Raw genomic sequence first — 25,012 nt, 5'->3', positions numbered from 1 at the left:
ACGCATCGCGGGTCAAGCCCGCTCCTACCGGGTGCGACAAAATGTCCCGGCCATTGGTCGGGCTTTTTTGTTATCCGCCTGCGTGGTCCACAAATGACCGGCTAGTCTCAGAATCACTTGAGCCGATACTTATCTGGGCAATCATCTGCTTGCCGGTATGGGCTCGCTGTCAGAGGGAGACAGGGCATGAGTGAGTTCTACCACGAGGACAATGGCGACGAATTTCCCATCAACAGCCAGGTACGTTGCGGTCAGGCGGATTTCCGTCTGGGTTTTGCCCATATGACCCGGGACGACGCCGAACACGCCAGACCGAGCCATCTGCAGCGCGCCAAGAAAGGCCGCTTCATGCCCAGGGTCCCGCTGAAAAAGTGAACCGGTTCACATCACCCCGCACATTGTTGCGGGGTTTTTTCTGCATTGTTTGACCTTGCTCAACGGTTAGGGCTTGGGCGCTCGCCTGTAGCGCACTTGTATGTCTTACTTGTCCGGCTGCTATCAATACAGGGGGTAACCGATGCGCATCAGGGAAGAAACTTACTGGAGATGGGCGGACGCGCAGCTGCACAGTCGCAGCCACGACGAACAACTCAGTGACGGTACCAGCATTGATGTTCAGGTCAGGTTGTCGCGCACCGGCGCTACACAATTGTTCATCGGTGTATACGCCCGCCATGGCAAGGCGATGGTGGAGGAGTACTACGACAATCGCCCGGGCGAAACCATGACCCGCGCCATGGTCTGGGGTGTGGACCGGGCCCGGGCGTTGCTCACCGGTGACTTTCCCATGGAGCAGGCGCCATTGCGGCGTCAGGCCTGAGCGTGACGGTTGCGGCTGGCCTGGACAATGCGCTGGGCCGGCACGCGCAACTGGCGCAGCAAGTACTCGGCAAACGCCGGTGAGTAACCTTGCAGAGCGATGGCCTGCGCCATGCAGTTCAACCAGATCTCACTGTGGGATTCATCGATCGGCCAACGGGCATGGAAAGCCGGGATGGCGATCGATCCATAGCGTTCGCTGAACAACGCCGGGCCGCCGAGCCAGCCACTGAGAAAACAGGCCAGTTTGTCCCGCGAGCTGTCGAGGTTGTCCGGGTGCATCTGACGCACCGCGCGGGCGCTCGGGTCCTGATCCATGAACCGGTAGAAATCATCGACTAGCCGACGCAGGCCATCAATGCCGCCTGCGGCCTGGTAGGAGGCATCGCCGGTGCCGAATGCGGGAGTGTTCATGCGTGGGCTCCAGGCTAAAAGAGGGCATTGTAGCCGGGTAGGGCGCGAATGAAAAAAGCCCGATCCTTGCGGATCGGGCTTCAATGTATTGCCTGTTGCCTTTTGTTGTTCTCAGCAGAGGCGGTCGATTACCGCAACGCCTGGTTTGTCCTGCAGCTCGGCCCACTCATGTTGCAGGGTCTGCAGAACGCGACCGACATACTGGGTGTCGGCGGCGGCTTTCTTGCCGACGTAGCCCTGGCCGCGACGGTACATCTTCAACCGGGCGCGCATGTTCGGCGTGCGTTGCTCGAACTGCGCTTCATCGGTCAGTGGCCCCAGCTTGTCCAGGCGCACTTCACCGGCTTCGCATACCCAGAGAATGTGGCTGTCGAGTGTGTCCTTGCGCGCGGCGAACAGCCGGGCCAGTTCGTCAACAGTCGGTTGATTGTTCAGATTCATCATAAAGCCCCCTTGACCATTCGTAGTTGAGTTCAAACTCGGCGCACGTCATGTAGCGTAGAAAGAAAGCTGCTACAGCAGCGTCACAACTGGGGGCTTTTACACGCTGCCTTTTGGGCAGTACCCATCCGCATACAGCTCATGGATCCTTCGAGCTGCCTGGAACACCCTTGCCAGTGTCCCCGATCGGGGAGACGGCCTCATCATGCAAGGGCCGACGAATGGCGTCAATAGGTTTTGTAGTGATTTTTTTCGAGCACTACATTCTTGTCCGACAATACTTGATTCGCCGCTGTTGATACGTATCAGTTCGCCGCCATGGCAACTGGCCGATCATGTTCACACATGCATAGTAGGGAGATTCCCATGAGTTCGTCGGCTAGCGCACCGGGTGCACAATCCACCCGGGTCAAGGTTCCGATTGGTTTGTTGTTGGGGATTGCTGCCCTGATTGGCGTGTTGTTACTGCCGCTGCCGGCCGACTTGCCGGTGGCCGGGCAGCGGGTTCTGGCGATTCTGGCGTTTGCCGTGGTGGTGTGGATCAGCGAGGCGGTGTCGTACGAAGCCAGCGCGATCATGATCACCTCGTTGATGGCTTTCCTGCTCGGCACGGCGCCGACGGTGGCCGATCCCTCGGTAACCTACGGCTCCTCCGCAGCCATCAGCCTGGCGCTGACCGGGTTTTCCAATAGCGCCCTGGCGCTGGTGGTCGGTGCCTTGTTCATTGCTGCGGCCATGACCCATACCGGGCTGGACCGGCGTATCGCCCTGGTGACCCTGTCCCGCGTCGGCGTCAGCACCCGGCGCATTTTGCTCGGCGCGGTGGTGGTGACGATCCTGCTCAGCCTGGTGGTGCCCAGTGCCACCGCCCGTAGTGCCTGCGTGGTGCCGATCATGATGGGGGTGATTGCCGCGTTTGGCGTCGACAAGCGCTCCAACATTGCCGCCGGGATCATGATCATCGTGGCCCAGGGCACCAGCATCTGGAACATCGGTATTCAGACTGCGGCGGCGCAGAACCTGCTGACCGTGGGCTTCATGGACAAGATGCTCGGTGCCCGGGTGTCGTGGATCGACTGGCTGATTGCTGGTGCGCCGTGGGCGGTGATCATGTCGGCGGTGCTGATTTTCATCGTGCTCAGACTGTTGCCGCCAGAGAGTGACAGCATTCCTGGTGGTAAGGAGGCCGTGAACAAGACGCTGGCCGAGCTTGGGCCCATGAGCGGAGCGCAGAAGCGCTTGCTCGGGGTGTCGGTGCTGTTGCTGCTGGCCTGGGCCACCGAGGGCAAGCTGCATAGTTTCGATACCACTTCGACCACCTATGCCGGGCTGGTGATTCTGTTGCTGCCGCGCTTGGGGGTGATGACCTGGAAAGATGTGCAAGCACGGATTCCATGGGGCACGGTGATTGTCTTCGGGGTCGGGATCAGTCTGGGGACTACCTTGCTGACTACCCAGGCGGGGCAATGGCTGGGCGCACAGGTGGTGGCCAATACCGGGCTGGATCAGTTGGGCACGCTGGGGGTGTTTTCGATCCTGGCGGCGTTTTTGATTCTGATCCATCTGGGGTTTGCCAGTGCGACGGCGCTGACTTCGGCGCTGTTGCCGATCCTGATTGCGGTGTTGCAGACCTTGCCCGGGGATTTCAGTCGTCTGGGGATGACCATGGCGTTGGGGTTTGTGGTCAGTTATGGCTTTATTCTGCCGATCAATGCGCCGCAGAACATGGTGTGCCTGGGGACTGAGACGTTCAGTGCCAAGCAGTTTGCGCGGGTGGGGATTCTGGTGACGGTGATTGGCTATCTGTTGATGCTGGTGTTTGCGGCGACCTGGTGGCACTGGTTGGGGTGGATGTAAGAGCAAGGGCTGGGAGCGGGCTTGCCCCGCGATGAGACCCCCGAATTTGTAGGCATATCCATTTGCCAAGGTGGCGCTGAGTCACCTTTCCGCCCTTACGGCGGCTTACTTTGGCAGACGCCCCAAAGTAAGCAAAGGGCTTGCCCCACCAGGGGCCCTACGCTGCGCTTCGGGTTCCCTCCTTGCGGTGTCGCTACGGGGCATTGCGAGCTACGAGTTGCAAGCAACTCTACGCTTCGCAACTTCGGCTAACGCCGAAGGCGCTGCGCGCTAGCCCCTCCACGACACCTCCACTCGGCCCTACTGGTTAACGGGGCCGGTGGATCAAGATCACAAGCAGATCAAGATCAAAAGCACAATTCGCTGCGCTTTTGCTTTTGTCAGAAGTTTGCCGGGGTGTTGGCGCTGATGATTTCTGCTTCGTCCGGGCCGATGTTTTTGAAGCTGTGCGGCAGGGTGGTCGGGAAGTAGTAGCCGTCACCGGAGTTGAGGATGCTGACCTGGCCATCCACCCGCAGTTCGATGGTGCCACGGGTCACCAGGCCGCATTCTTCGCCTTCGGCATGGACGATCGGTTCGTCGCCGGAGTCGGCACCCGGTGCGTACAGTTCACGCAGCATGCGCATCTGCCGACCTTCGACGCTGGCACCGACCAGCAGCAAGCGCAAGCCGCTGTTGCCCAGGTCGGGTTGTTCGGTGGAGCGGAACACGAAGCGCTCTTCGCGCGGCGGCTCGTCGAAGCTGAAAAACTCCGCGAGGGACATGGGAATGCCTTCGAGCAGTTTTTTCAGGGAGCTGACCGAGGGGCTGACGCGATTTTGCTCGATCTGGGAAATCGTCGAGTTTGTCAGCCCGCTACGACGGGCCAGCTCCCGCTGGGAGAGTTTGTTGCGTTCACGCACCAGTTTGAGTCGTGTCCCCGTGTCCATAGCCGCCTTATATATCGAAAATTTTTTGGCGGAGCATTAAAGCACATTCCGTGATGCTTTAGCGGCCCGCCTGTACGGACGACTGACGCGGGTGTGGCCACAGTCCGACCAGTAGCAGCAACGCCGCCACGATCAGGTAGGGCAGGCGCGGATCGACGGCGTAGATCAAGGTCCCGGCCAAGGGGCCGATGACTACTCCCAGGCCCTGCGCCGCACCGATGGAACCGGCCGTGGCGCCTTGTTCGGAGGCGTCCATGGCATTGGCGGCCAAGGCCGAAAAGGCCGGGAACACCCAGCCCATGCCGCAGGCCGAAACAAAAAAGCTGGCCCAGAGCATTTCGGCGCTGGTGGCAAAGGCGGCAGCGGCAAAGCCCAGGGCCGAGAGGCTGGCACCGACGCGGATCATCCGCAGCGGCGGCCACTGCAACGCGCGGACCAGCAGTTGCGCCAGGATCAGTGCCACGCCGACCATGGTCAGGGCAATGCCCGCGGCCTGCGCCGCGTCCGCCGGGTTCATGCCCAAACGATCCAGAGCGAAGAAGCCGACGGTGATCTGCGCGACGGAAACGCTGAGCATGGCCACGAAAGCCACCAGCAGCGGTCGGCGCAAGCGCGGATCGGCCAGGCGCACGGGACGCGGCGGTTGCTTGAGGTGTAGCTCCTGGCGCTTGAGTTTGCGCAATAGCACTACAAACGCCAGCATCGGCAGGAGCGCCATCGCATAGAACGGCAGGCTCAGGCTGTGGCGCGCCAGCAGTGCCGCCAACGCCGGGCCGAGCACCAGGCCGATTGCGTTGGCCGCACCCAGCGACGCCAGGGTGCGGGCGCGATGCTGTGGCGGGATGTTGTCAGCGATCAGCGCAGCGCCACCCACCGGCAGGGCGGCGTAGAACGCGCCAATCAAACCGCGGCCGAGCATCAGGCCAATGAAGGCCAGGGTGGCGCCGGGCAGCAGATTCAAGGCGGTATCGATGAACAGGCACAAAGCCCAGTACGCCAGGGTAAAGCCAGCGGTGCCGAGCAACAGCACCCGCCGCCGGCCGAGGCGATCACTGGCCTGGCCCCAAGGCCGCGCCAGCAACATCCAGATCACCCCGGCTACGGTCACCGCCGCCCCGGCCTGCCAGGTGGCCAGGCCCAGGGTGCGGGCAATCGGGCCGATCAAGGAAACAAACGCCATCATCGCCATGGTGCAGGCCATGTTGGCAAACAGCAGCGGTCGCAGGTCGAAGCTGCTTTGCGTGGCGGCAAGCGGGGCGGGTCGGGCAGGGTCCTGTGCGCTGTTCATGGCTATCCAAGGCTTAGAGGCAAGCGTTGCATTGTGCCGCAAATGGCTCGCTGACAGCATCCTTTGATAATAAGAATCGTTAGTCCTGGTCGTTGGCCTGGCGGTTGCGCAAGGGGACCGGCCACATACTGCGCAATACCCCGTCGCGCCGTACCAGGCCATGTACCAGCGCCGCGCCCAGGTGCACCAGCACGGTCGCGAACAGCACGTAGGCCAGCCAGCCATGGGCCTGGCGTAGCGCTGCGTACAACTGCAGGTCATGAGGCAGCAGGGCCGGCAGGTGCAAGGGCAACGGGTAGCCACCGGCCGACAGCATGCCCCAGCCGATCAAGGGCATGGCCAGCATCAGTCCATACAACAGCAGGTGTGAAGCCCCGGCAGCCAGGCGCTGCACCGTCGGCAGATCAGCAGGCAGCGGCGGGTGGGGCACGGTCAGGCGCAAAACAATGCGCACCAGCACCAACAACAGCAAGGCCAGGCCGATAGCCTTGTGCAGGCTGAGCAGCCAGGTGTGGCGCGGCGACAGGTCGCTGATCATGCTCACGCCGACGAACAGCATGGCCAGGATCAGCACCGCCATCAGCCAGTGCAGCAGGCGCGCCAGGGGATGGAAGGCAACAGGGACAGTGCTCATGGTCGTGCTCCCAACTGCGCCGCTTCGCGGCTGCGGCGGTTGAAGGACTCGGCGTACGCGGCCGAACGGGCGGCGAGGATCGGGTCGGCGGAGGGTTCGATGCCGCTGGGCAGAATCAGCGGGTCGAAGTTGAGGTCGCGGCAGGCGCCTTGTTCAGGGCCGTCGACCTGCTCGATCACCAGGGTGCCGGCATCGACGCTGCGGCGCTCTGCGGGCCAGGGCTGGCTCGGGTCGTCGACCGCATCAGCAGCTTGTGCCAGGGTCAGGCGCAGGGTCCAGCGCAGGGGGCCTTGGCGCAGGCGCTGTTGCAGGTCGTGTTGCAGGTAGTCACGGTCGTCGACCTGGCCCTGCAAAGCGGCGAACGGCGTCTGTGGTAACAGGCTCCAGCGCACATATTGGCGATTGCCGGCGCCATCGATCAGGGCAAAGGCATTGATGCTGTTGAAGCTGGAATTGGCAAAACTGTCCGGGGCTTTGTAGTCCTTGGCCCATTGGCGAAATGCTGCACTTTCCGGGTGGGCGGCGAAAAACGCCTGGACCCGCGCCGGGTCCGGTTTGCCGGTCGCCGGGTCCGGGGTCATCGCCAGCACCTGCTGATAGAAGGCTTCAGGGGTGCTCACCGCCAATACCGGTGGGGTGTTCATGCCGGTGCGCCAGACCTGGCCGTCGTCGCTGCTCAACTGCAGCGCCAGGCTGCGGGTCGGCACGCTGGTATCGGCGCTGTAAGGGTTGCTGCCACCAATCGCGAAGCGTCCGATCACCGGCACCCGTTGCTGGCTGAACACCCGCGCCCGGGACAACGATGCGGCCTGGTTACTGCTGAGGAAGTAGCCAGTGACGCATAGTCCCTTGGCGTGATTTTTACGGTAGCCGGGGTAGTGCCCGGCCTGGGCTTCGAAGGTGTCGATGATGCGTTTCGGGGTCAGGCGTTCGCTGCCGATCCAGCCGGCGGCATAGGCAAAACCTGCGGCCAGGGCGCTCAGGCCGAAACCGATTGCAGCCAGGCGCAAGGCGCGGGGACGACCGTGTAACGGAGTGCTCATGGCGGCGATCCGGGTCAGTGAATGAGCCGGTACGACGTTCGGGGCGAAAATTTATTCCTGACCTCGTGGAATAATTTTTTCTCAGCAGCGTCTGCCTCGTACACTGATCGCCTACAGGCCAAGACCCTGGCAATGAACGAACTCGATGACGACCAATTACGCGAGATGCTCGAGCGCCTGCGCCGCTTCGCCCTGTGGCTGACCCGTGAGGCGAGCAGCGCTGACGACCTGGTTCAGGCCACGGTCGAGCGTGCCCTGAGCCGCCGCGGCCAGCAGCGCGAGCACGACAGCTTGCGGGCCTGGCTGTTCTCGATCCTCTACCGGCAATTTATCGACGGCAAACGCCGTGAGCGTCGCCATGCCCGCTGGCTGGCCTGGTTCGGACGCGGCGAAGAGGCCGGCAACGCTACCGAGGACATTGTTCTGGCCCAGTCTGGCCTGGATGCCTTTGCCCGCTTGCCCACCGAGCAACGTGCCTTGTTGCTGCTGGTCAGTGTCGAGGGCCTGAGTTACAAGGAGGCCGCCCAGGCCCTAGGGGTGCCGATTGGCACGGTGATGTCGCGTTTGTCGCGGGCGCGCGTGGCGCTGCGCGAACTGGCCGAGGGCACTACCGCGTCCCCGGTGTTGCGGAGGTTGAAATGAGTCAGTTGATCCCGTCCGAAGACGAGCTGCACGCCTATGTCGACGAGTGCCTGGACCCGGAACGGCGGCGGGCGGTGGAGCTGTACCTGGCCGCCAATCCCGAGCAGGCCTGGCAGGTCGAAGGCTGGCGCCGGGACGCCCGGCAACTGCGCGCGGCTTTGTCGGGCTTTGCCGGGCAGGCCGCCAACCCACGGCTCGATCCGGCCCATGTACGTCGTGAACTGCGTCGGCGTCGGCAGCGGCACTGGGCCAACGCCGCGGTGCTGTTGCTGACGCTGGGTATCGGTGGTCTGGGTGGCTGGCAGGTGCGCGAGAGCAGCCTGGTGGCCAGCAACCTGCCTATGGCCGATGCGCTGCAGGCCCATCGGCTGTTCGCCGATGCCAGCGCTCTGGACCTTAGCGCGCGTGATCCGGCGCGTCTGCAGGCCTGGCTTGGCCAGCATTTCCGCCATGTCGGCAATCTGCCGGACTTGTCGGCCTATGGTTTCACCCCGCTGGGCGCACGCTTGCTGAGCAACGAGCAGGGGCCTGCCGCCTTGCTGGTATTCGAAGATGCCCAGGGTCAGCGGATCAGCCTGTTCCTGCGTTCGCCGAGCGAACAGTTCACCCGCATGCCCAGTGGCGAGCGCACCGATGGCCAGTTGCAGGCCCGTTACTGGTCGCGTGGCGACTACAACTATGCGTTGATCAGTGCCGCCGCCGACAACCGTGGCACCCAACTGCGCAAGGCGCTGGATATCGCTTTGTAGCCGGTCGCCACCAGCAGGCGTAAGCTCGAACTGTTTGACCCGGTAGTTCGTTCCATCACCTGTGAGGTAAGGCGAAATGAAGCGCAAGCAAGGTTTGGTACTGGCAGCCCTGGTGCTGCTGACCGGCCAGAGCGCGCTGGCCTCGGCACCAGAAGTGAAGGATGCGCGTCTGGTTGCCCATGAGCAGGCAGTGCAGGCCTATGCGGCAAGAACCGGCAAAACCGTCCCGGCTGTTCAGGACTACCGCTACGGCACATCGATCGATGTCGCCCGGCTGATCGAACAGACCCCCATGGCCCGCGGCTGCGAAGCGGCGCCGATGTTGATGACCTACGAAGATACGTCCGGGCAGCTGGTAACCCTGCGTTATCGGCTCGAAGGACAGTGCCCGCGGTTTCAGGCCACGCGTTGATACACCGCCGGCAGCGGCGTGGGGGCGTCGCTGCCTGGTATCAAATAAAGCGTGCAGGTCCGCTGATAGCACTTGGCTTGCTCAAGGGTATTAAATAGTATCAATCTCATTTGGTACTTTTCCCGTGCAGGCGCGTTGATGAGTGAAGCAGTGGTCCGTTGCGAACGATGAAGCGTACGAGTAGCCCCGAGTTGCCGCCACTGGCCTGTGCGCGGGCCAATCGCCGCACCTTGCTCAAGCGTGGCCTGGCCTTGACCATGCTGGTGCCTGGTGGCTGGTTACTCAGCCAGCAGTCGCCGCTGGCGGTGTGGTATGCAGACTTGCGCACTGCTGTCGGCGAGCGGCGCGGTGTGCGTCTGGTCGATGGCAGCCTGCTGCAGCTGAACACCGCTACTGCGGTGGATCTGGAGATGGCTGAGCATCGATTGACCCTGGTCGAAGGCGAGATTGCCCTCAGCGTCAATCGCGCACAGCCGATTGACGTCGACTTCGACCTGGGCCGGGTGAGTACGGGGCAAGCGCAGATCAGTCTGCGCCGCGACGCCGACAGCTGCCGGATTTCGGTGCTCTCTGGCACGGTGAGGGTGCAGCCGGTGCAGGGCGTGGAACTGGCGCTGGATTACGGCGATCAACTGACCCTGTATGCCGATGGCAGCGGCGCCATGGGGCGCTTCGATCCGCATATGCCTGACTGGCGTGACGGTGTGCTGAGTGTCAACAAGCAGTCCTTGGGTCTGTTCCTGCGTGAAGTCGCCCGCTATCGTCCGGGCATCCTGCACTGGGAGCCGGGGCTGGAGTCGCTGAAGGTCACCGGCACTTTCCAGTTGAACGACACCGACCGGATCCTTGCCTTGCTGGCTGCCAGTTTGCCGCTGACCGTGCAATCGCGTAGCCGTTACTGGGTCACGTTGGTTCCACGGCAAGCGCCAGTTTGAATCCTTCGGTGGGAGCGGGCTTGCCCCGCGATGCTATGTGACTGACAAGCCGCTATCGCGGGGCAAGCCCGCTCCCACAAGCTCGCCACACCGGCCAGAGGTTCTTGTCCAGTGCCCAATGTCCTTGCCCGGCCAGCAGGCGCACACCGCCGACCCAGCGCTCGGGCGCGTGCTGATCCAGCCAGTAAGCCAGCCCTGCCAATACCTGCTCGCCCAAGGCCGTCAACGTCAGTGGCCGTTTAATCCATTCCAGGTCTGCCCGGGCTTCGGCGATCAACGGAGTCGGCGAATCAATCAACGGTCGCAACAACGCATGAAACATCATGTCGCCCAGATACGGCAGCGGCTCACGCTTGGCCATCAGTTCGGCAAATACCCGTCCGAAGGGGACTTCGCCAAACTCGCCAATTATCTGCAATGACAGGCGCTCGCTCAGCGACAGCCCATCACCCAGTCCGGGTAATTCCTGCAACTGTCGTAACAGGGCACGCGCCAGGAAGGGCAGGGCAAGGTCCTGGCGGTGTGCCAGTTGCGCCCAGGTTTCGGGGGACGGTGCGCAGTACGCCGTCCAGGCCTGTCGCGCCAGTTGCAACATCGGTTCGCTGACCGCCTGGCGTTGCGGCCATAGCCAGGCCAGTACATCCGGCGCCAGCTGGCCGATGCCGATAAAACGCTGGACACCGGGCATGTCGCCGATCTGGATCACTTCCAGGCGTTGTGGCAACTGCTCCAGGCTCGAAAGCAGGCGAATCAGAAACAGTTGATCGTAGGCGTCCGCTTCGCACCAGAGTACGGCCCGCGGACAATCGCCCATTAACGGCAGGTGACTGTATTCATCGAACATCTTGCGCTGCACTTGCTCGCGGTCAAGAGCGTAGGCCTGGCTGATGTAGTCGATGCGCATCGCCTGATATTGCTCGCTCGGCAGGTCGCGTACCGGGCCCATGCACAGTGGATCGGTGAACATGTGAAACGCGCCGGTAAAACCGGCCAGGTGCAAGCTGTGCTCGATGTCATTGCCACAGCGCCAATGCTGGGTGCGGGCTTCATCGTCGGCGACGAACTGAGGGTGGCGTGCGGCAAAGTCGATGGCGTCGATATGCGCCTTGAGTTTGGGCCAGCTGGCAAACCCCAGATCGCGGGCAATCAGCCATTGGGCATCAGCCAGACGTGGTGTGAGGGGCGAGGATTGCAGTTGCGCCAGTTGTTCAGGCGCTGTGCCCGAGCTCAGGCGCTGGAGCAGTTCCTTGGCGCGCTTGCGCTGTTGTTCAAGGTTGATGCGGCCATCATAGGACGGCGACGACAGTCGAGCAGACATACGAACTCCTTGTGCGAGCCTTGTCCGCTGTCAGGCCGGGAGTCGTAGTGAGAATTCCTGGAGTGCTGTCCTGGGCGCAGCCCTTTCCGCGGACGGGTGGCGTGGATGACGCCGGCTGCGACTATAGGCCCGGCCTTGGACAAAAGGCAATCGTCGGCATGGCTGAGCGCACAACTCAATGAAATACCTGAACCACCAGGCCTTCGACGGCATAGCCCTGTTCCACGGACCTGGCCTTGAGGATCAACACGGCATTCGGTGCGCTTCTGAGCACGGCGATCAGGAACAGCTCATCGTCCTTGTCGTTGCCCACCAGCGTCGGTAATTCCTGTGCCCGCGGCGGTACCAGCAATGAGCGCCAGGTTTGATCGTCGGCGGTGATAAAGCCCTGCGCATCGCCAAGGAATTTTTCCGGAGCAAACTCAGCGTCGTCGGCCAGGCCGCGATCGCTCATGCGCAAGCGCAGCAACCTGTCGATGGATTGATCTGCGAGCGTCATCGGGCGGCCGCCAAAAAATGGCGCCAAAGTCTGTGGCAGTTGTTCTGGCGGGCTGGTCAGCCAGGCCTGGAGAAACGCCATGGCCCATTGTCTGGCCTGCGGTGACGACTTGACCGCAAGGCTGCCCAGTGTCGATTGCAACAGCGCATCGGCCTCGGCATCCAGCTGCCAGCCGGTGGTTTGTCGTTCGTAGTCAGGCACAGTGGTTGGCGTCACCGGCTGCTGAGCGGGCGCCGGGCGCAAGTCGATGGCGGGACTCCCCCCAAAGCGTTGTTCACCATCGGACAGGCTGGTGTTGCCGGCAATCGCTCGGGCCTGCGGCACGCTGTGGGTTTGCAGCCATTGAGACTTGGCGGTTCTGGTCTTCAACTGGCAGAAGGCGAACACCTGTGGTTCCAATACCGACCAGTCTTTGGCCGTTGCTGTCAGGTTCATCGCTTGCCGATAGCGGCGCAGAAAGCCGTAGCTCGATTTTGCCGCCTCACGGCAGTCAAAGGGATAGACATAGGTGCGGTCGGCCTGATGCTTCAACGCACCACCGCGATCGATCGCGTGAGTCCAGACCCATTGTTCAGGGCAGGGCGCGCGGTGGTCCGACACGCCATGGTGAGAAAACGAATCCTGCCAGCCATGCAGGGCCTGGCCGAGCTTGAGCAGATGCGCTTGCGGGCTGTGATCCGGCTCGGCGAGCACGCTGTTGATCTGACCCTGGGCAAAGACCTCGGCGTTGTCCACCGGCCGAGCGGGCGGTAATGCCGGCGGCGGGTTCTGGGCGCGAAAGTGCAGGTAGCGGGTGAGCTTGCTGGCGTCTTCCTGGCGCTTGATGCACAGCTGCCAGATGATCGCGTGCTTGGCGTCGAGCAGGCCTGTGTCGGTGAGTTCGTCACCGCGGGCGATGTCGTGGCTCTGTTGATGATCGAAGCCGGCCTGGATCGCCAGCCAGTAGGTCAGACCGAAATGAAAGTCGGATTCGTAGGCGAGGGCGGGCAGGCTGGGTGCCAGCAACAGGAACGGCAAGGATGCCAAACGCACAAGTGCCATGATCGAGGTTGCCAAGGTAGCCGGATAGCAGTGTTCAGTGTAGCGGTTAGTGGCCAGGTGCCATCAAATTTTTGAGACGAACATCAGGCCTGCATACTAAGCTTTATGACCTGATTCTCGAGCCAGATTGATGAAACTGATTGCTGCCTGTTTGCTGGCCTGTTTGCCCGTTAGTGCGCTTGCTGGAGAGCTGCGCTTGCTCACCGATAATCATCGGCCCTTGCACTTCCAGCAGGGTAACGAGTTGGTCGGGTTTGCCGTGGATGTCGTACGCAGCCTCAGTCAACAGAGTGGCGATGTCATCGTACTCCAGCAGATGCCCTTGCGCCGTGGGCTACGCGTAGCGAGCAGCGCCCCGGATACCGCGGTGTTCACCATCTTGCGCAGCCCCGAACGCGAAGCCAGCTATCAGTGGGTAGGCCCCTTGATGGAGGTGCAAACCGCGCTTTACGCGGCGCCAGATAGCCAGCTCGAAGTGCGCGACCTGCAGCAGGCCGCAGCCCTTAAACAGATTGTCGTGCCGCGCAAATGGCAGGCCTATCGTTACTTGCAGGAGCACGGGATGAACAATCTTTATGGCGTGGAAACGCCCGAGCAGATGATGCGCCTGCTGCGTCTGGGGCGTGCTGATCTGGTCGCCGTCGATAATCTCAGTGTGGCTGCCCAGGCCCGTGAGGCCGGACTTGGCCCGTTACGTTATCAGATGCCGTTGACCCGTCAGGGGGCCTACATTGCCTTCTCGCCGCAAACCGACAGCCAACGGGTACAGCGTTGGCAACGCGCGCTGGAGAAAATGCGTCAGGATGGTCGTCTGAAACAACTGGAACAGCACTGGTTGGGGGATGAGCAAAAGCCGTGAAGCGCTGAGAGCAGTAGGCTCCCCTGTCACTGCACGCCGTTGGCGTTTACAGGGTAGCCTTGCGTTCAGGTGTTGTCCTTGATCGTCTTGCTGCTGCCGTTGGTTTTCACTGAAGCAATGCCTGCATCACGCGATTGTGCGGTGGCATACATCTGGCTGCTGCCGATGATCTGGTGGTTGGCGGCTTTGAGGTTGAAGTGAAATTTGCCATTGCTGGCCTCTTTCTTTTCGTAGCGCTCATCCGTGCCGCTGTTGGCCTGGACCGAGGCAATGCCACTTTCGGCAGAGGCCTTGGCCTTGTACAACTCACTGGTAAGAATGACCTCGCCATTGCCCGCCTTGAGAACGAAGCGGAACTGGCCGTCACTGCTGTTACTCAACTCAAACCATCCTGCCATAGGAACTCCTGATTACGCAGATAAGCCTGGGTGCGCTGCTAGCGTGCTCGCTTGCAGTGACAAGTCAGTATGGTGGGCTTTATGCGCTTGTCCAATCGCGGGGGCCGTCCACCCAGCGCAATCCTGACTGCACATGCACATGCTTGTGCCGCACAGGCTCGAACGGTGTGTCCAGTGTCCCCAGCGCGACACTGACCCAATCGGCAAATTTGCCCGCCGCGTCGCTCCAGAACAGATTCGTGCCACAGGTTGAACAGAAGCTGCGACTGACACTGGGCGACGATTTGAAGACGCGTATCGCCTGGTCAGGGTCGCAGACCGTCAGGCTTGTAGCCGGCACGCTGCCATAACTGGCAAAGGCCGCACCATGCGCCTTGCGGCATTGGCTGCAATGGCAATGGCTAACGGCCTTGATCGGCCCGTCAATGCGAAAGGTGACGGCGCTACACAGGCAACTGCCGTGGTACGTCGATGTGCTATCCATCCGTTGATGCGCCCAAAACAGAAAGGCTGAAGATCATACACGCGGCAATTCGCTAGCGTTGCGCGACCGCATGCTGGACACACTGCTCGTAGTAGGTCTGTTTGATCGCTGCCGGCTTGAGCCGCGACTGGCTGTTGTAGGTTTGCTCGGTGATGCCCATGGCGGTCATGCGCATCCACGGTTTGGGGAACTTGCGCACCTGCAGCTTTTTGCGTGCCGAGTACAAGGTCACGCCAGACAGCTTGGACTGTTGTGCGCCAGCGGCGATATCCGATCCCCAACTGCACACATAGCGATCATTCTTGCCGAGTGCTTTGGCCTGTGCACCAAGGGCAAAAGTGGCGAGAAAAAACGTTGCAAGGGTCAATCCATAAGCCCGCATAGTGTCAACCTAAGCTGTTGAAAGGAAAGCAAGTTTGCCAACGAAGGTTGTGGCGGGGGGCCAGCAGTTTGCCTTATTTATCACCTGGCTTTCGGTGTGCCTTGGCAGGTGAGGTTGCGGTGGGCGTCAAGCGGGCCTATGGTCGAAACGAAGCATTGTCCGGGACGGATGCGCTGACCTGGCGCAGGTCGCTTCCCGTTGCGAGGTGCCACCATGTCCAACGATTCCCGCCCAGCCGTACTCGAACTGATCGGCAACACGCCCCTGGTCCGCGTCAGCCGCTTCGATACCGGCCCCTGTACCCTGTTTCTCAAGCTCGAGTCGCAGAACCCCGGCGGTTCGATCAAGGACCGCATCGGCCTGGCCATGATCGATGCGGCCGAGCGCGATGGCCGGCTGCGGCCCGGTGGCACCATCGTCGAAGCCACCGCGGGCAACACCGGTCTGGGTTTGGCGCTGGTCGGCCGGGCCAAAGGCTACCGGGTAGTGCTGGTGGTGCCGGACAAGATGTCTACCGAGAAGGTCTTGCACCTCAAGGCGATGGGCGCCGAAGTGCATATCACCCGCTCCGATGTCGGCAAGGGGCATCCGGAGTATTACCAGGACGTGGCGGCGCGGCTGACCACGCAGATCCCCGAGGCGTTCTTCGCCGATCAGTTCAACAACCCGGCCAACCCGCTGGCCCACGAGTGCAGCACGGCGCCGGAAATCTGGGCGCAGATGCACCATGACGTGGATGCCATCGTCGTCGGTGTCGGCTCGGCGGGCACCTTGACCGGCTTGACCCGCTTCTTTCGCCGGGTGCAGCCGGACCTGGCCATGGTGCTGGCCGACCCGGTCGGCTCGGTAGTGGCCGAGTACAGCCGCAGCGGCGCCCTGGGCACCCCCGGTTCCTGGGCGGTGGAGGGCATCGGTGAGGATTTCATTCCCTCGATTGCCGATCTGTCCAGCGTGCGCCAGGCCTACTCGATCAGCGATGAAGACAGCTTCGATCATGCCCGCCAGTTGCTGCGTGCCGAAGGCATTCTCGGCGGCTCCTCGACCGGGACCTTGCTGGCGGCGGCACTGCGCTATTGCCGCGAACAGACCGAACCGAAACGGGTGGTCAGCTTTGTCTGCGACACCGGCACCCGTTATCTGTCGAAGGTTTACAACGACCAGTGGATGACTGACCAGGGCCTGCTGCAGTTCAAGCACTATGGTGATTTACGCGACCTCATTGCCCGGCGCTTCGAGGATGGCCGGGTGATCAGCGTCGGCCCCGGCGACACCTTGCTCACCGCGTTCCAGCGCATGCGCCTGGCCGATGTCTCGCAATTACCGGTGCTTGAAGACGGCCAGCGGTTGGTCGGGGTGATCGACGAGTCGGATATCCTCGTCGGCATGCACGCCGACCCCACACACTTTCGCCTGCCGGTTGCCAGCGCCATGACCGACAAGCTGCAAACCCTGCCGCCGAGTGCCAGCCTGACTACACTGCAAGCGGAACTCGACCGTGGGTTGGTGGCGATCATCGCCGACGCCTCGGGCTTCTATGGCCTGATTACCCGTGTCGACATGCTCAACCACCTGCGCAGGTCCTTGCCATGAGCCAGCACGACGAAACCACCGCGCCACGCGCCTTCGCCACCCGCGTGATCCACGCCGGGCAAACCCCGGACCCGTCCACCGGGGCCTTGATGCCGCCGATCTATGCCAACTCCACTTACGCCCAGCAGAGCCCCGGCGTGCACAAAGGCCTGGATTACGGGCGCTCGCACAATCCCACGCGCTGGGCCTTGGAGCGTTGCGTGGCGGATCTTGAGGGCGGCACCCAGGCCTTCGCGTTCGCCTCGGGGCTGGCGACCATTGCCAATGTCCTCGAGTTGCTCGACGCTGGCTCGCACATCGTTTCTGGCAATGATCTCTACGGGGGGACGTTCCGTCTGTTCGACAAGGTCCGGCGGCAGAGTGCCGGGCATCGTTTCAGCTTTGTCGACCTGACCGACCTGGAGGCTTTCGAGGCGGCATTGGAAGACGACACGAGCATGGTCTGGGTCGAGACCCCCAGCAACCCCTTGCTCAGATTGACTGATCTGGTCGCCGTTGCCGACATCTGTCGTCAGCGCGGCATTCTCTGTGTCGCCGACAACACCTTCGCCAGCCCCTGGGTGCAGCGGCCACTGGAGCTGGGTTTCGATATCGTCCTGCACTCGACCACCAAGTACCTCAACGGCCACTCCGACGTGATTGGCGGGATCGCCGTAGTCGGCAATCCCGAACTGGCCGAACGCCTGGGCTTTTTGCAGAATGCGGTGGGCGCGATTGCCGGGCCGTTCGACGCCTTTCTCACCTTGCGCGGGGTGAAGACCCTGGCCTTGCGCATGGAGCGCCACTGTAGCAATGCCCTGGAGCTGGCACACTGGCTGGAACGCCAGCCGCAGGTGGCGCGGGTCTATTATCCAGGGCTGGTCTCGCACCCTCAGCATGGTCTGGCACGGCGGCAGATGCATGGTTTCGGCGGGATGATTTCCCTGGACCTCAACAGCGACCTGGCCGGCGCCCGGCGCTTTCTCGAAAGCGTGCGCATCTTTGCCCTGGCCGAAAGCCTGGGCGGGGTGGAGAGCCTGATCGAGCATCCGGCGATCATGACCCATGCCAGCATCCCCGCCGAAACCCGCGCGCAGCTGGGGATCGGCGATGGACTGGTGCGCCTGTCGGTAGGGGTGGAAGACGTCGAAGATTTGCGCGCGGACCTGGCCCAGGCGCTAGCGCGCATCTGACAGGTTCATGACGCTTGTAGGAGCAACTGTCTTGTAGGAGCGGATTTATCCGCGATGGGTCGCAACGCGGTCCCAAAAGATGGGACTTCTGCGCCCCATCGCGGATGAATCCGCTCCTACAGGTTTCGCCGGTGCACAGAATGCCCGCGTGGGACCACACCGGAACACCGCGCCATTTCCACTCCTCAAGTACCTCGGGGTCGGCCTGGTGGATGAGTCTGCGTACCTGGGCAAGGGTTGCCCCGCGCCAGTCGTTGAGCGCGTTGCTTCTGGCCTCGATCAATGCGCCGGCGGATGACTCGGACGTTGTCATGGTTGGGTCTCCTGCTGCTGGTATTGGTCAGCGCTTTTGTAAACAATAGCGCCCGCGAAAAACGCGCTACCCGTTTATTGACCGAGATCCCCATGCCTTCGATCCCTTTCACTGTCGAACTGCTGCAAACCGGCCCCGACCAGGCTGAACTGATCCGCAACCTGTATCAGTTCTATGCCTATGAGTCTTCGGACTGGGAGCAAGAGGATGTCGAAGTGGACGGCCGCTTCTACATTCACGAAGAGCACCTGATCCGCTACTGGCAGGAGCCGCAGTGGAGCGCCAACCTGATCCTGGTCGATGGCTTCATCGCCGGTTTCCTGTTGATCGAGCGGAGCGAGTTCGCGGCACTCAATGCCCTGGAGCTGGCCGACCTGTTCATCCTCAAGCGTTACCGGCGCAAAGGCATCGGCCGCGCAATCGCCAGCCAGGTGCTGATGAGCGGGGAGAGTGACTGGCTGGTGCGTTTCTATGACCAGGACGAAACCGCCCAGGCGTTCTGGCGCGCGGTGCTGGACAACCTGCCGCGGCCGGTGCGGACCATTGAACTGGATGATGAGCCTGAGCTGCTGAGTTACCTGGTTACGCGTGCGGTTCACTAAGCAGGGACTTATCGCGGGGCAAGCCCGCTCCCACTGGGTTCTCCCTGAGCCGGTGGGAGCGGGCTTGCCCCGCGATCAGACCGTCCGTCGCAGCACCCTACCAACCCTGTTGACGTCGAGACGTGCCTGCCTGATTATTTATCAATCGCATGCGATTTAATCGCTAGCGAGACAACTCAAGCAAATCCAGAGGAACTCCCCCATGAGCAAGATCGAAAAAGTCCTGTTGACCGGCAAAACTCAAACCACCCTCAGTGTCGCCGGTACCACCGCGCGTGGCCTGAATATCCAGCTGTCGTCGTCGGGTGCCAGCAAGCCTGCCCACGAATTCAACGCCATCCAGCCGCACCCGACCGCCGAGCAACTGTTCTCCGGGGCATGGTCGGCCTGCTACATCGCGGCGGTGGAACTGGTCGCCAAGGAAATGAAGGTGGCATTGCCAGAAGGTCTGGCGGTCGAGATCGAAGTCGACCTTGGCCAGACCGGCAAGGACTACTTCCTCCAGGCTCGACTGACTGCGCGCTTGCCCGGCCTGGACCCTGAAGTTGCCAACGCCCTGGTGCATGCCGCCGACCAGGTTTGCCCATACTCCAAGGCCACCCGCGGCAACATCGAGGTAACCTTGAAGGCGATCACCGAGTAACGCGACAGGTGGCCAGGCACCTGCTGTCTTGACATCGAGACGCCGGGAAAGGACCATCATCTAGGTCGCATACGATTAAATCGCATGGGATATCAAGCGGGAGAGGCCAGGTGAACGTTTTATACGATCACCTGGCCGTCCCTCGTCCTGCTCTGGTCAACAAGGAATAGCCATGAAACCCACCGACACCGCGATGCCTGCCGGCCTGAAACTCTCGGAGTTTCTGTGTTTTGCCGTCTATTCGAGCAACCTTGCCTTTGGCAAAGCCTACAAGCCGAAACTTGAGCGATTGGGTCTTACCTACACCCAATACATCACCCTGGTTGCGCTCTGGGAGCAGGACGACCAGACCGTCGGCAGCCTCGGTGAAAAGCTGTTTCTCGAATCCAACACCCTGACGCCGATCCTGAAAAAACTCGAAGCCATGGGCTACGTGCAACGCCAGCGCGACCCGGAGGATGAGCGTCAGGTACGTATCCGGCTGACTGACGAGGGCAGGCAGTTGCGCGACGAGGGCTCGGACGTGGACCTCTTCGAGGCCACCGGCCTGACCGCAGAAGAGTTCACCCAGGTTCAGCGGGCGGTGGTCAAGCTGCGCGACAACCTGATCCGCTCGTTCAAAGACAGGGAGTGACGAGCAGTCCAGGCAGTTGAGCAACTGATTTTGCGCAGCCGAGTGAACGAACGGTTCACCCAAAGCCGCAGCTCGGCGGGCATCCGCCGTGGCCGAGGAGAGGCACGCAATGAAATCATCCACCGTCTGGCTGAATAAGGTCCCGGAAGTGACGCTGTCCTTCTGGATCATCAAGATAATGTCCACGACAGTGGGCGAAACCTTCGCCGATTTTCTCGCCGTAGATGTCGGCTGGGGGCTTGGTATCACCAGTGTGGTGATGGCCGTGTTGCTGGCTGGCGCGTTGTTCATACAACTGGGTCTCGTCGACAGGCAACAACGGCCTGGCCCACAACGACGCGGCAAACAGTACGGCCAGAGGTAGGTCGGCGTCAGGCTAAACGTTTTTTCTGATCTGCAAACTGTTTATTTCGTTTGTAACCTGGCAGCCTCAATTGCCGATGAGGCTAGTTTTATATGAGTTTATTACGCACAAACAGGGCTGTTTCTTATCGCTGACGCACGCTGAAACGGTACTGCTAAGTCTCAACTATCGGTGTCCGGTACAGTTTCAACTGTGTTGAAAACCTGCGCCGACGACTTACTGTCTAGATGTCCCGGTGTCGCTTGTAACGCCAGTCGACCATAAAAGGCCAGGGCAGTTACCCAGGTGGTCAGCCAGACAAAAATACCGGCCCAGAATGTATGCGACATGTAGTGCCAGCCCTGCAGCACCCGGGTTGTTCCGTAGACGAAACCGATCAGCAGGATAGCCGCCAGAAGTTTGCGCGCATGTAGCCAGCGGTGGCGCAGGGCTACAAAATACAGGGCCAATAGTGTGAAGCCACTGGAGGCGTGGCCTCCTGGCCAGCAACGGCCGTCCTCGGCCTTTTCCAGCAGGTTGAAGTTGCTAAACCACTCCAGATGCGGATGCGGCCCACCATACAACGTGGTCTCTACGGGACAATACACACCGGTGTGGCTCTTCAGGTAGTGGATCACCCCGGTGGACAAGGCGAAGGCAACGATGATGAACAGGAAGTCACGGCGATAGCGTGTGGTAAAACGCAAGACCGGTGCGATCCGGGTCGCGACCAGCAGACGGGTCAGAGGCGCTTGGGGGGTGCCGGCAACACGGGGCCATACGAACGATAACAGCGCACCGATGATCGACAACTCGCCTGTCCAGTCAGGCAATATCCTGGGCCACTTGTGCGTGACCTTTTCAAACCATTGATCATGCAATAACGGGAATTGTCCCGTCGCCGGGTCAAGCAGCATATTGCTGATCAAAAGGTCCGCTTCTGTGAGGTCAAAGAGCACAAAGGCCGCCAGAGCCAACAGCAGCGGCAAGCCCAGATTGGCCAAATAAAAGCGGGCGCGAGAAGCGGGGGGCATGTTCAGTTCCCTGAGTGAGTGACAAGGTTGCGCAAATTGTCGGCATTTATTTGCCCGAGAACCCGAGCCTTGCCGCTGTTATCCATGGCGAGAAACAGAGCACTGGCGTAGGCGCTTGAGCGTTCGCTGTCGCGAACCTGTAACGTTTGTTCAAGTTGTTCGATACAGCTGCTGTGGGTGATCAGTACCAAGTTGTGCCCAGGCTGTTTGTGGCTGAAGGCATTGCTGGCGAAGCTGCCATCACATTGGTTGAGCCAGTCTTGTACGGGAATGGCCATGCCGAACATGAACCGTGCTGTTTGCTGTGCACGCACCTCTGGGCTGCTTAGCAGGTGGGCTTTGTTCAAACCCAACGACTGAAAGCCTTTGCCCGCCTCTGTCGCTACCTGGCTACCGACAACGGTAATGCCAGCGGGGTCGTTCAGGCAGGTGTTGTGTGAGTGGTCGCAGCGCTCTGCGTGGCGAATCAGGATCATGACATTACCTTTGGCCCATTCCGCGTAGATCCCGCTGCTGACAATCTGCTGTTCACTGACCAGTTGCAGGGCACCTGCCCGCGTGGAGTTCCATGTGCAGAAGAGTACAAACACAGTCACGGTACAGATTGCGATGACCAGAACCTTGGCTGGCAACCCTACATGCAACTTTAAGTGTTTCGACACCATGGGGTGCCTGATGAGCTCCTGCAGCATATGTTCACTCCGAACACAGGATGAGTGCTCGCGGCACAGAGTGACGGCACTGTAGGGAGCGGTGTGTCGGGGAGGGGTGAAATAAATGTAAAAAAAGCCTTAGTAACCGCTTAAAGGTTCATTGGAACTCAACACTCAAACCCATGAACCTGATTGGCCAGGTTGGCACGTTGCCTGCCAGCGCAACCCGCCAAGCCCTGGTCTTCCAGGCCAAACCATGAAAAAAGAGCAGACGCAGCAATGGCCTGCTCTTTTTTCGGCTGTGTGTCGGTCAGGAGAGCTGCGCAACTGTGCGCTCGTTTCGCGCTTTAGGGCTTTAGGGAAACGCCGAACACGTCAGCACGGGTTGCTTGACCTGTGCTGAAAAAACTCTGTGTTCAGACACCTGCAGTAAGCCCATGCCATGAGCCAGATGAGCTTTTCTGACTCGCGTATCCGCCAGACCATTGCCACGACCCAGATAACCCCGTCCGGGGCACTGACCATTTCCATCGGGGTCGCCTGCCGAAGCGCTGAAACACCGAGCCCTGAGTCAATCCTCAAGCGCGCCGACGAGCACCTTTATCACGCCAAGCAGACAGGCCGTAACCGGGTGGTGGCATGACGATTGTGCCGGCTGTTGAGGTCGCTCAGAAGGTTGCCTAGAAGTGTCGGTGTCTCGCCGCTGAGCTGGCACAACCGCGCGCTGATCTCCTCGCCATTGACCGTGCCCTGGGCATGCAGAAACTGTGCGACAGCGCTGACCATCGCCCAGTATCGATGTACCAGGCAGCTGGCACGGGCAATGGCCTGAGGCTCAGCGTCGGGCACCATGCGTGCCGGAAGCAGGCGGATCAATTCCATACTGCGCTGGTGGTCGCCGGCACCGCTACGCTGCAGGCACCTGTCGACCGGGCAGTGTCTGTAAATCGCTTCGGCCATAGGGCCTGCGAAGCAATCCACCAGGTCGCGCTCAATGGCGCTGATCATCGAAGGCAGGTGTTCGGCGATGCCAGGCGGCTCGAAGGCGGGGAGCGGCACCAGGTAGTCGGCTTCGACCAGGCCCTTGACCGCCTGCAGGTTGCCACGCAGATCCACCATCGGGCCGATCAGTGCTTCGGCGCGGGTGCGTACGGTCACTCGCTTGATGCGCTGGCCATTCCACCAGAAGGCCAGGACGTGGCCTGCTTCATGGAAGGCAGTGCAGCGCGGGCGAGTGTTCATGATCCGGGCCTTGTTCGTGCAGGTCGCTGATCACACCATCTTCCTCCCGCCAGGGGTTCGTACAAGAGATTTTTACTATCAGCTGGCAAGAGTGCGGCTATGAGCGGGCGAGGAGAGGGGTTACGCCTCAAAACGCCCGCTGGCGTCTCGATCACGCTGGTAGCGTCTGCTCAGTGCAAACGCCGGCAACCAGGATTCGCGGCGGATAATCCAGCTTTCGTAGGTGGGTATCAGTTGATCCGGGGCATCCAGAGAGCCCAGGTGCACTTCGATTTCGTCGGCGCTGCGGGCGAACACCGAGGAGCCGCAACGGGGACAGAAATGACGGCCGGCGTAGTGCTGCGTCTCGCCTTCGATGGTCACCGCATCCTGAGGGAATATGGCCGAGGCGTTGAACAGCGCACCATGATGTTTTCGGCAGTCCAGGCAGTGACAAAGGCCGACCCGATAAGGGCGTCCCGAGGCGACGATTCGTACGTTGCCGCAGAGGCAACTGCCGGTGAACCGGTCCATGCTGCACCTCCTTTGAAACAGTACTGTTGCAACAGTAGCAATGTGGGAGCGGGCTTGCCCCGCGATTGCGGTTTGTCAGTCGCATCGTATCGCGGGGCAAGCCCGCTCCCACAGAAGCCCGCTCCCACCGGGTCAAGCGAGCCCGGGCGGGTGCATGCAGGCAGCGAGGTCTTCGAGGAAGGCGTGCAGGATCGGTGGCGGTGATACGCCGCGACGGGTGACGACATCGAACGGCGAGGTCAGGTCCAGCGCGCTGGCACCCAGGCGGCGCATCTCGCCGGTCTTGACCCACTGCTCGGCGAAGTGCACCGGCAGGAAACCGATGTAGGCGCCGGAGATGATCAGAATCGCCGCCGCCTCGATGTTCTCGACGGTGGCAGCGGCCTTGGTCATACCCAGTTGCTCCAGGTCGTACTCATTCATGTAACCGCGCACAACGATACGGCAGGCGCGAACGTCCTCGAGCAGACGACCGTTCGAGGCCTTGCTGGCAAACAGCGGATGGCGGCGCCCACAGTAGAGTCCCAGGGCTTCGTTGTAGAGCGGCAGGTAGGACAGCCCCGGTACCCGCAGGGGAAAGTGACCGATGGCCAGGTGCAGGCGACCGTCCAGTACGCGTTCCTCCAGCTCCGCGGGGGCGCCGATGTAGATGTGCAGATGAGCGTCGTGGCCGCGTGAGACAAAACGCTGGGTGGTACGCGGCAGCGGCGAGTCGGGATCGGTCAGGGTGGAGTCGATGATGCCCAGGTTGAGCTTGCCGCTGATGTGCTGTTTGAGCACGTCGGCGTCCAGGCAGAAGCTCTCCACTGCGCTGAGCAGGCGCAGCGTGGCCTCATGGATCGCCACGCCTTGCTCGGTCAGGCGAAAGCCGCTGCGCCCGCGTTGGCAAAGCTTGACCCCGAGGCGGGTTTCCAGGTGCGTCATCTGCTCGCTGATCGTCGACTGGCCAGCGTTCAGCGCGGCCTGCGCGGCGGAAAAACCACCGCATCTGACAATGGTGGTGAAAACCCTGAGCAGTTTCAGGTCGACATCGTGGAGCTGGATCACCATGGCCTCCCGGACGGGCGTCACATCGTGGCGGCTGATATGAACGCACGGGCATTGTTGTTTTTTTCCAAGCTAACCATGT

General features: G+C 61.5%; 30 protein-coding genes and 2 pseudogenes. 15 read left to right on the top strand and 17 right to left on the bottom strand.

Features of this window, described 5'->3' with window-relative positions; translation table 11 throughout:
* Window positions 1–186: 186 nt before the first annotated feature.
* Window positions 187–375, top strand: coding sequence for a hypothetical protein (locus PSAKL28_RS14820; RefSeq protein ID WP_038611798.1), 189 nt, complete (start codon window positions 187–189; stop codon window positions 373–375).
* 142 nt (window positions 376–517) lie between these two features.
* Window positions 518–820, top strand: a complete 303-nt coding sequence (locus PSAKL28_RS14815) for a hypothetical protein (protein WP_038611795.1) — start codon at window positions 518–520, stop codon at window positions 818–820.
* On the opposite strand, the gene PSAKL28_RS14810 is transcribed toward PSAKL28_RS14815, so the two are convergent.
* Both PSAKL28_RS14810 and PSAKL28_RS14805 read right to left on the bottom strand, forming a co-directional pair.
* A complete protein-coding gene (locus PSAKL28_RS14810; protein ID WP_038611792.1) occupies window positions 811–1,233 on the bottom strand; it encodes a group II truncated hemoglobin in 423 nt (140 codons plus the stop codon). The genes PSAKL28_RS14815 and PSAKL28_RS14810 overlap by 10 nt on opposite strands.
* Window positions 1,234–1,344: 111 nt before the next feature.
* Window positions 1,345–1,677 carry a hypothetical protein gene (locus PSAKL28_RS14805; protein ID WP_075226539.1) on the bottom strand — a complete coding sequence of 111 codons (333 nt, stop codon included), beginning with the start codon at window positions 1,675–1,677 and terminating at the stop codon, window positions 1,345–1,347.
* A gap of 363 nt (window positions 1,678–2,040) precedes the next feature.
* On the opposite strand from PSAKL28_RS14805, the gene PSAKL28_RS14800 reads away from it, so the two are divergent.
* Window positions 2,041–3,531 (top strand): DASS family sodium-coupled anion symporter, encoded by a 1,491-nt coding sequence (locus PSAKL28_RS14800; protein WP_038611787.1) that lies wholly within the window; start codon window positions 2,041–2,043, stop codon window positions 3,529–3,531.
* A 380-nt stretch (window positions 3,532–3,911) separates the two neighbouring features.
* Here the strand turns inward: PSAKL28_RS14800 and PSAKL28_RS14795 are convergent, their stop codons facing one another.
* From PSAKL28_RS14795 to PSAKL28_RS14780, 4 genes are all read right to left on the bottom strand, one after another.
* On the bottom strand, window positions 3,912–4,460 hold the full coding sequence (locus PSAKL28_RS14795) for a cupin domain-containing protein (protein WP_028941688.1): 549 nt from the start codon (window positions 4,458–4,460) through the stop codon (window positions 3,912–3,914).
* A 58-nt stretch (window positions 4,461–4,518) separates the two neighbouring features.
* Entirely contained in the window at window positions 4,519–5,748 is a 1,230-nt protein-coding gene (locus PSAKL28_RS14790; RefSeq protein ID WP_038611784.1) for an MFS transporter, read from the bottom strand.
* 79 nt (window positions 5,749–5,827) lie between these two features.
* The gene (locus tag PSAKL28_RS14785; RefSeq protein WP_038611781.1) at window positions 5,828–6,382 is read right to left on the bottom strand and encodes a cytochrome b; all 555 of its coding nucleotides are present in this window, start codon (window positions 6,380–6,382) and stop codon (window positions 5,828–5,830) included.
* Window positions 6,379–7,425 carry a catalase family peroxidase gene (locus PSAKL28_RS14780; protein ID WP_038611778.1) on the bottom strand — a complete coding sequence of 349 codons (1,047 nt, stop codon included), beginning with the start codon at window positions 7,423–7,425 and terminating at the stop codon, window positions 6,379–6,381. The genes PSAKL28_RS14785 and PSAKL28_RS14780 overlap by 4 nt, the downstream gene beginning before the upstream one ends.
* A 132-nt stretch (window positions 7,426–7,557) precedes the next feature.
* Here PSAKL28_RS14780 and PSAKL28_RS14775 point away from each other — a divergent pair, with 132 nt between their 5' ends.
* The 4 genes from PSAKL28_RS14775 to PSAKL28_RS14760 all read left to right on the top strand — a co-directional run bounded on the left by PSAKL28_RS14775 (window position 7,558) and on the right by PSAKL28_RS14760 (window position 10,163).
* A complete protein-coding gene (locus PSAKL28_RS14775) occupies window positions 7,558–8,067 on the top strand; it encodes a sigma-70 family RNA polymerase sigma factor (protein WP_038611775.1) in 510 nt (169 codons plus the stop codon).
* Window positions 8,064–8,816: an anti-sigma factor family protein gene (locus PSAKL28_RS14770; protein ID WP_038611772.1), complete on the top strand. Its 753-nt coding sequence runs from the start codon at window positions 8,064–8,066 to the stop codon at window positions 8,814–8,816. Before PSAKL28_RS14775 ends, PSAKL28_RS14770 begins: the two co-directional genes overlap by 4 nt.
* Window positions 8,817–8,892: 76 nt before the next feature.
* The gene (locus tag PSAKL28_RS14765) at window positions 8,893–9,228 is read left to right on the top strand and encodes a DUF2790 domain-containing protein (RefSeq protein ID WP_038611769.1); all 336 of its coding nucleotides are present in this window, start codon (window positions 8,893–8,895) and stop codon (window positions 9,226–9,228) included.
* Between the two features lie 167 nt (window positions 9,229–9,395).
* Window positions 9,396–10,163 carry a FecR family protein gene (locus tag PSAKL28_RS14760; protein ID WP_075226537.1) on the top strand — a complete coding sequence of 256 codons (768 nt, stop codon included), beginning with the start codon at window positions 9,396–9,398 and terminating at the stop codon, window positions 10,161–10,163.
* A gap of 52 nt (window positions 10,164–10,215) precedes the next feature.
* Here PSAKL28_RS14760 and PSAKL28_RS14755 read toward each other — a convergent pair whose 3' ends face one another.
* Together PSAKL28_RS14755 and PSAKL28_RS14750 are read right to left on the bottom strand one after the other, a co-directional pair.
* A complete protein-coding gene (locus PSAKL28_RS14755; RefSeq protein ID WP_038611766.1) occupies window positions 10,216–11,481 on the bottom strand; it encodes a DUF1835 domain-containing protein in 1,266 nt (421 codons plus the stop codon).
* Between the two features lie 175 nt (window positions 11,482–11,656).
* On the bottom strand, window positions 11,657–13,021 hold the full coding sequence (locus PSAKL28_RS14750) for a hypothetical protein (protein ID WP_038611764.1): 1,365 nt from the start codon (window positions 13,019–13,021) through the stop codon (window positions 11,657–11,659).
* 130 nt (window positions 13,022–13,151) lie between these two features.
* Between PSAKL28_RS14750 and PSAKL28_RS14745 the strand changes: the two genes are divergently transcribed.
* Complete coding sequence (locus PSAKL28_RS14745) at window positions 13,152–13,880, top strand: substrate-binding periplasmic protein (protein WP_038611761.1); 729 nt, start codon at window positions 13,152–13,154, stop codon at window positions 13,878–13,880.
* Between the two features lie 65 nt (window positions 13,881–13,945).
* On the opposite strand, the gene PSAKL28_RS14740 is transcribed toward PSAKL28_RS14745, so the two are convergent.
* The 3 genes from PSAKL28_RS14740 to PSAKL28_RS14735 form a co-directional block, all read right to left on the bottom strand.
* The gene (locus PSAKL28_RS14740) at window positions 13,946–14,278 is read right to left on the bottom strand and encodes a YegP family protein (protein WP_038611758.1); all 333 of its coding nucleotides are present in this window, start codon (window positions 14,276–14,278) and stop codon (window positions 13,946–13,948) included.
* Window positions 14,279–14,357: 79 nt separating this feature from the next.
* The gene (locus PSAKL28_RS27000; RefSeq protein ID WP_075226535.1) at window positions 14,358–14,762 is read right to left on the bottom strand and encodes a GFA family protein; all 405 of its coding nucleotides are present in this window, start codon (window positions 14,760–14,762) and stop codon (window positions 14,358–14,360) included.
* Between the two features lie 52 nt (window positions 14,763–14,814).
* Window positions 14,815–15,144 carry a hypothetical protein gene (locus PSAKL28_RS14735; RefSeq protein WP_038611755.1) on the bottom strand — a complete coding sequence of 110 codons (330 nt, stop codon included), beginning with the start codon at window positions 15,142–15,144 and terminating at the stop codon, window positions 14,815–14,817.
* 213 nt (window positions 15,145–15,357) lie between these two features.
* Here PSAKL28_RS14735 and PSAKL28_RS14730 point away from each other — a divergent pair, with 213 nt between their 5' ends.
* Window positions 15,358–16,734 (top strand): pyridoxal-phosphate dependent enzyme, encoded by a 1,377-nt coding sequence (locus PSAKL28_RS14730; protein WP_038611752.1) that lies wholly within the window; start codon window positions 15,358–15,360, stop codon window positions 16,732–16,734.
* Window positions 16,731–17,906 carry a cystathionine gamma-synthase gene (locus PSAKL28_RS14725; RefSeq protein WP_038611749.1) on the top strand — a complete coding sequence of 392 codons (1,176 nt, stop codon included), beginning with the start codon at window positions 16,731–16,733 and terminating at the stop codon, window positions 17,904–17,906. The genes PSAKL28_RS14730 and PSAKL28_RS14725 overlap by 4 nt, the downstream gene beginning before the upstream one ends.
* A 112-nt stretch (window positions 17,907–18,018) precedes the next feature.
* On the opposite strand, the pseudogene PSAKL28_RS28200 reads toward PSAKL28_RS14725, so the two are convergent.
* A pseudogene (locus tag PSAKL28_RS28200) lies at window positions 18,019–18,219 on the bottom strand (DUF1801 domain-containing protein); the annotation flags it as partial.
* Here PSAKL28_RS28200 and PSAKL28_RS14720 point away from each other — a divergent pair.
* From PSAKL28_RS14720 to PSAKL28_RS14705, 4 genes and pseudogenes are all read left to right on the top strand, one after another.
* The gene (locus PSAKL28_RS14720) at window positions 18,201–18,821 is read left to right on the top strand and encodes a GNAT family N-acetyltransferase (RefSeq protein ID WP_051939387.1); all 621 of its coding nucleotides are present in this window, start codon (window positions 18,201–18,203) and stop codon (window positions 18,819–18,821) included. The pseudogene PSAKL28_RS28200 and the gene PSAKL28_RS14720 sit on opposite strands and share 19 nt — an antisense overlap.
* Window positions 18,822–19,023: 202 nt before the next feature.
* Window positions 19,024–19,464, top strand: coding sequence for an Ohr family peroxiredoxin (locus PSAKL28_RS14715; protein WP_038611746.1), 441 nt, complete (start codon window positions 19,024–19,026; stop codon window positions 19,462–19,464).
* Window positions 19,465–19,636: 172 nt separating this feature from the next.
* A complete protein-coding gene (locus tag PSAKL28_RS14710; RefSeq protein ID WP_038611743.1) occupies window positions 19,637–20,098 on the top strand; it encodes a MarR family winged helix-turn-helix transcriptional regulator in 462 nt (153 codons plus the stop codon).
* A gap of 109 nt (window positions 20,099–20,207) precedes the next feature.
* Window positions 20,208–20,396, top strand: a pseudogene (locus tag PSAKL28_RS14705) (hypothetical protein); the annotation flags it as partial.
* Between the two features lie 227 nt (window positions 20,397–20,623).
* Here the strand turns inward: PSAKL28_RS14705 and PSAKL28_RS14700 are convergent.
* Both PSAKL28_RS14700 and pmrG read right to left on the bottom strand, forming a co-directional pair.
* Complete coding sequence (locus PSAKL28_RS14700; protein WP_038611737.1) at window positions 20,624–21,475, bottom strand: phosphatase PAP2 family protein; 852 nt, start codon at window positions 21,473–21,475, stop codon at window positions 20,624–20,626.
* A 2-nt stretch (window positions 21,476–21,477) separates the two neighbouring features.
* Window positions 21,478–22,137 carry a lipopolysaccharide core heptose(II)-phosphate phosphatase PmrG gene (gene pmrG, locus PSAKL28_RS28410; protein ID WP_306452868.1) on the bottom strand — a complete coding sequence of 220 codons (660 nt, stop codon included), beginning with the start codon at window positions 22,135–22,137 and terminating at the stop codon, window positions 21,478–21,480.
* 442 nt (window positions 22,138–22,579) lie between these two features.
* Between pmrG and PSAKL28_RS26990 the strand changes: the two genes are divergently transcribed.
* Window positions 22,580–22,771 carry a diguanylate cyclase gene (locus PSAKL28_RS26990; RefSeq protein WP_257011800.1) on the top strand — a complete coding sequence of 64 codons (192 nt, stop codon included), beginning with the start codon at window positions 22,580–22,582 and terminating at the stop codon, window positions 22,769–22,771.
* Here PSAKL28_RS26990 and PSAKL28_RS14690 read toward each other — a convergent pair.
* The 3 genes from PSAKL28_RS14690 to PSAKL28_RS14680 all read right to left on the bottom strand — a co-directional run bounded on the left by PSAKL28_RS14690 (window position 22,732) and on the right by PSAKL28_RS14680 (window position 24,930).
* Window positions 22,732–23,370: a hypothetical protein gene (locus PSAKL28_RS14690; RefSeq protein ID WP_038611735.1), complete on the bottom strand. Its 639-nt coding sequence runs from the start codon at window positions 23,368–23,370 to the stop codon at window positions 22,732–22,734. The two genes, PSAKL28_RS26990 and PSAKL28_RS14690, sit on opposite strands and share 40 nt — an antisense overlap.
* A gap of 120 nt (window positions 23,371–23,490) precedes the next feature.
* Window positions 23,491–23,883 carry a GFA family protein gene (locus PSAKL28_RS14685; protein WP_038611733.1) on the bottom strand — a complete coding sequence of 131 codons (393 nt, stop codon included), beginning with the start codon at window positions 23,881–23,883 and terminating at the stop codon, window positions 23,491–23,493.
* Between the two features lie 132 nt (window positions 23,884–24,015).
* Entirely contained in the window at window positions 24,016–24,930 is a 915-nt protein-coding gene (locus PSAKL28_RS14680; protein WP_038616682.1) for a LysR family transcriptional regulator, read from the bottom strand.
* Between the last annotated feature and the right edge of the window lie 82 nt (window positions 24,931–25,012).

The sequence above is a fragment of the Pseudomonas alkylphenolica genome (assembly GCF_000746525.1).
GTDB classification, from domain to species: Bacteria; Pseudomonadota; Gammaproteobacteria; order Pseudomonadales; family Pseudomonadaceae; genus Aquipseudomonas; species Aquipseudomonas alkylphenolica.
The sequence above is the reverse complement of the archived record's forward strand: the minus strand, read 5'-3'. Positions and strand labels throughout refer to the sequence as shown.

What these genes read in the sequence shown, in the direction of transcription:
- PSAKL28_RS14755 (WP_038611766.1), bottom strand. Translation starts at nt 11,481, where the DNA reads ATGTCTGCTCGACTGTCGTCGCCGTCCTATGATGGCCGCATCAACCTT.
- PSAKL28_RS14810 (WP_038611792.1), bottom strand. Translation starts at nt 1,233, where the DNA reads ATGAACACTCCCGCATTCGGCACCGGCGATGCCTCCTACCAGGCCGCA.
- PSAKL28_RS14775 (WP_038611775.1), top strand. Translation starts at nt 7,558, where the DNA reads ATGAACGAACTCGATGACGACCAATTACGCGAGATGCTCGAGCGCCTG.
- PSAKL28_RS14765 (WP_038611769.1), top strand. Translation starts at nt 8,893, where the DNA reads ATGAAGCGCAAGCAAGGTTTGGTACTGGCAGCCCTGGTGCTGCTGACC.
- PSAKL28_RS14770 (WP_038611772.1), top strand. Translation starts at nt 8,064, where the DNA reads ATGAGTCAGTTGATCCCGTCCGAAGACGAGCTGCACGCCTATGTCGAC.
- PSAKL28_RS14720 (WP_051939387.1), top strand. Translation starts at nt 18,201, where the DNA reads ATGACTCGGACGTTGTCATGGTTGGGTCTCCTGCTGCTGGTATTGGTC.
- PSAKL28_RS14805 (WP_075226539.1), bottom strand. Translation starts at nt 1,677, where the DNA reads ATGATGAATCTGAACAATCAACCGACTGTTGACGAACTGGCCCGGCTG.
- PSAKL28_RS14785 (WP_038611781.1), bottom strand. Translation starts at nt 6,382, where the DNA reads ATGAGCACTGTCCCTGTTGCCTTCCATCCCCTGGCGCGCCTGCTGCAC.
- PSAKL28_RS27000 (WP_075226535.1), bottom strand. Translation starts at nt 14,762, where the DNA reads ATGGATAGCACATCGACGTACCACGGCAGTTGCCTGTGTAGCGCCGTC.
- PSAKL28_RS14795 (WP_028941688.1), bottom strand. Translation starts at nt 4,460, where the DNA reads ATGGACACGGGGACACGACTCAAACTGGTGCGTGAACGCAACAAACTC.
- PSAKL28_RS14750 (WP_038611764.1), bottom strand. Translation starts at nt 13,021, where the DNA reads ATGGCACTTGTGCGTTTGGCATCCTTGCCGTTCCTGTTGCTGGCACCC.
- PSAKL28_RS14815 (WP_038611795.1), top strand. Translation starts at nt 518, where the DNA reads ATGCGCATCAGGGAAGAAACTTACTGGAGATGGGCGGACGCGCAGCTG.
- PSAKL28_RS14760 (WP_075226537.1), top strand. Translation starts at nt 9,396, where the DNA reads ATGAAGCGTACGAGTAGCCCCGAGTTGCCGCCACTGGCCTGTGCGCGG.
- PSAKL28_RS14780 (WP_038611778.1), bottom strand. Translation starts at nt 7,425, where the DNA reads ATGAGCACTCCGTTACACGGTCGTCCCCGCGCCTTGCGCCTGGCTGCA.
- PSAKL28_RS14725 (WP_038611749.1), top strand. Translation starts at nt 16,731, where the DNA reads ATGAGCCAGCACGACGAAACCACCGCGCCACGCGCCTTCGCCACCCGC.
- PSAKL28_RS14735 (WP_038611755.1), bottom strand. Translation starts at nt 15,144, where the DNA reads ATGCGGGCTTATGGATTGACCCTTGCAACGTTTTTTCTCGCCACTTTT.
- PSAKL28_RS14730 (WP_038611752.1), top strand. Translation starts at nt 15,358, where the DNA reads ATGTCCAACGATTCCCGCCCAGCCGTACTCGAACTGATCGGCAACACG.
- PSAKL28_RS14800 (WP_038611787.1), top strand. Translation starts at nt 2,041, where the DNA reads ATGAGTTCGTCGGCTAGCGCACCGGGTGCACAATCCACCCGGGTCAAG.
- PSAKL28_RS14715 (WP_038611746.1), top strand. Translation starts at nt 19,024, where the DNA reads ATGAGCAAGATCGAAAAAGTCCTGTTGACCGGCAAAACTCAAACCACC.
- PSAKL28_RS14700 (WP_038611737.1), bottom strand. Translation starts at nt 21,475, where the DNA reads ATGCCCCCCGCTTCTCGCGCCCGCTTTTATTTGGCCAATCTGGGCTTG.
- PSAKL28_RS14685 (WP_038611733.1), bottom strand. Translation starts at nt 23,883, where the DNA reads ATGGACCGGTTCACCGGCAGTTGCCTCTGCGGCAACGTACGAATCGTC.
- PSAKL28_RS14690 (WP_038611735.1), bottom strand. Translation starts at nt 23,370, where the DNA reads ATGAACACTCGCCCGCGCTGCACTGCCTTCCATGAAGCAGGCCACGTC.
- PSAKL28_RS14745 (WP_038611761.1), top strand. Translation starts at nt 13,152, where the DNA reads ATGAAACTGATTGCTGCCTGTTTGCTGGCCTGTTTGCCCGTTAGTGCG.
- PSAKL28_RS26990 (WP_257011800.1), top strand. Translation starts at nt 22,580, where the DNA reads ATGAGCTTTTCTGACTCGCGTATCCGCCAGACCATTGCCACGACCCAG.
- PSAKL28_RS14790 (WP_038611784.1), bottom strand. Translation starts at nt 5,748, where the DNA reads ATGAACAGCGCACAGGACCCTGCCCGACCCGCCCCGCTTGCCGCCACG.
- PSAKL28_RS14740 (WP_038611758.1), bottom strand. Translation starts at nt 14,278, where the DNA reads ATGGCAGGATGGTTTGAGTTGAGTAACAGCAGTGACGGCCAGTTCCGC.
- PSAKL28_RS14710 (WP_038611743.1), top strand. Translation starts at nt 19,637, where the DNA reads ATGAAACCCACCGACACCGCGATGCCTGCCGGCCTGAAACTCTCGGAG.
- PSAKL28_RS14820 (WP_038611798.1), top strand. Translation starts at nt 187, where the DNA reads ATGAGTGAGTTCTACCACGAGGACAATGGCGACGAATTTCCCATCAAC.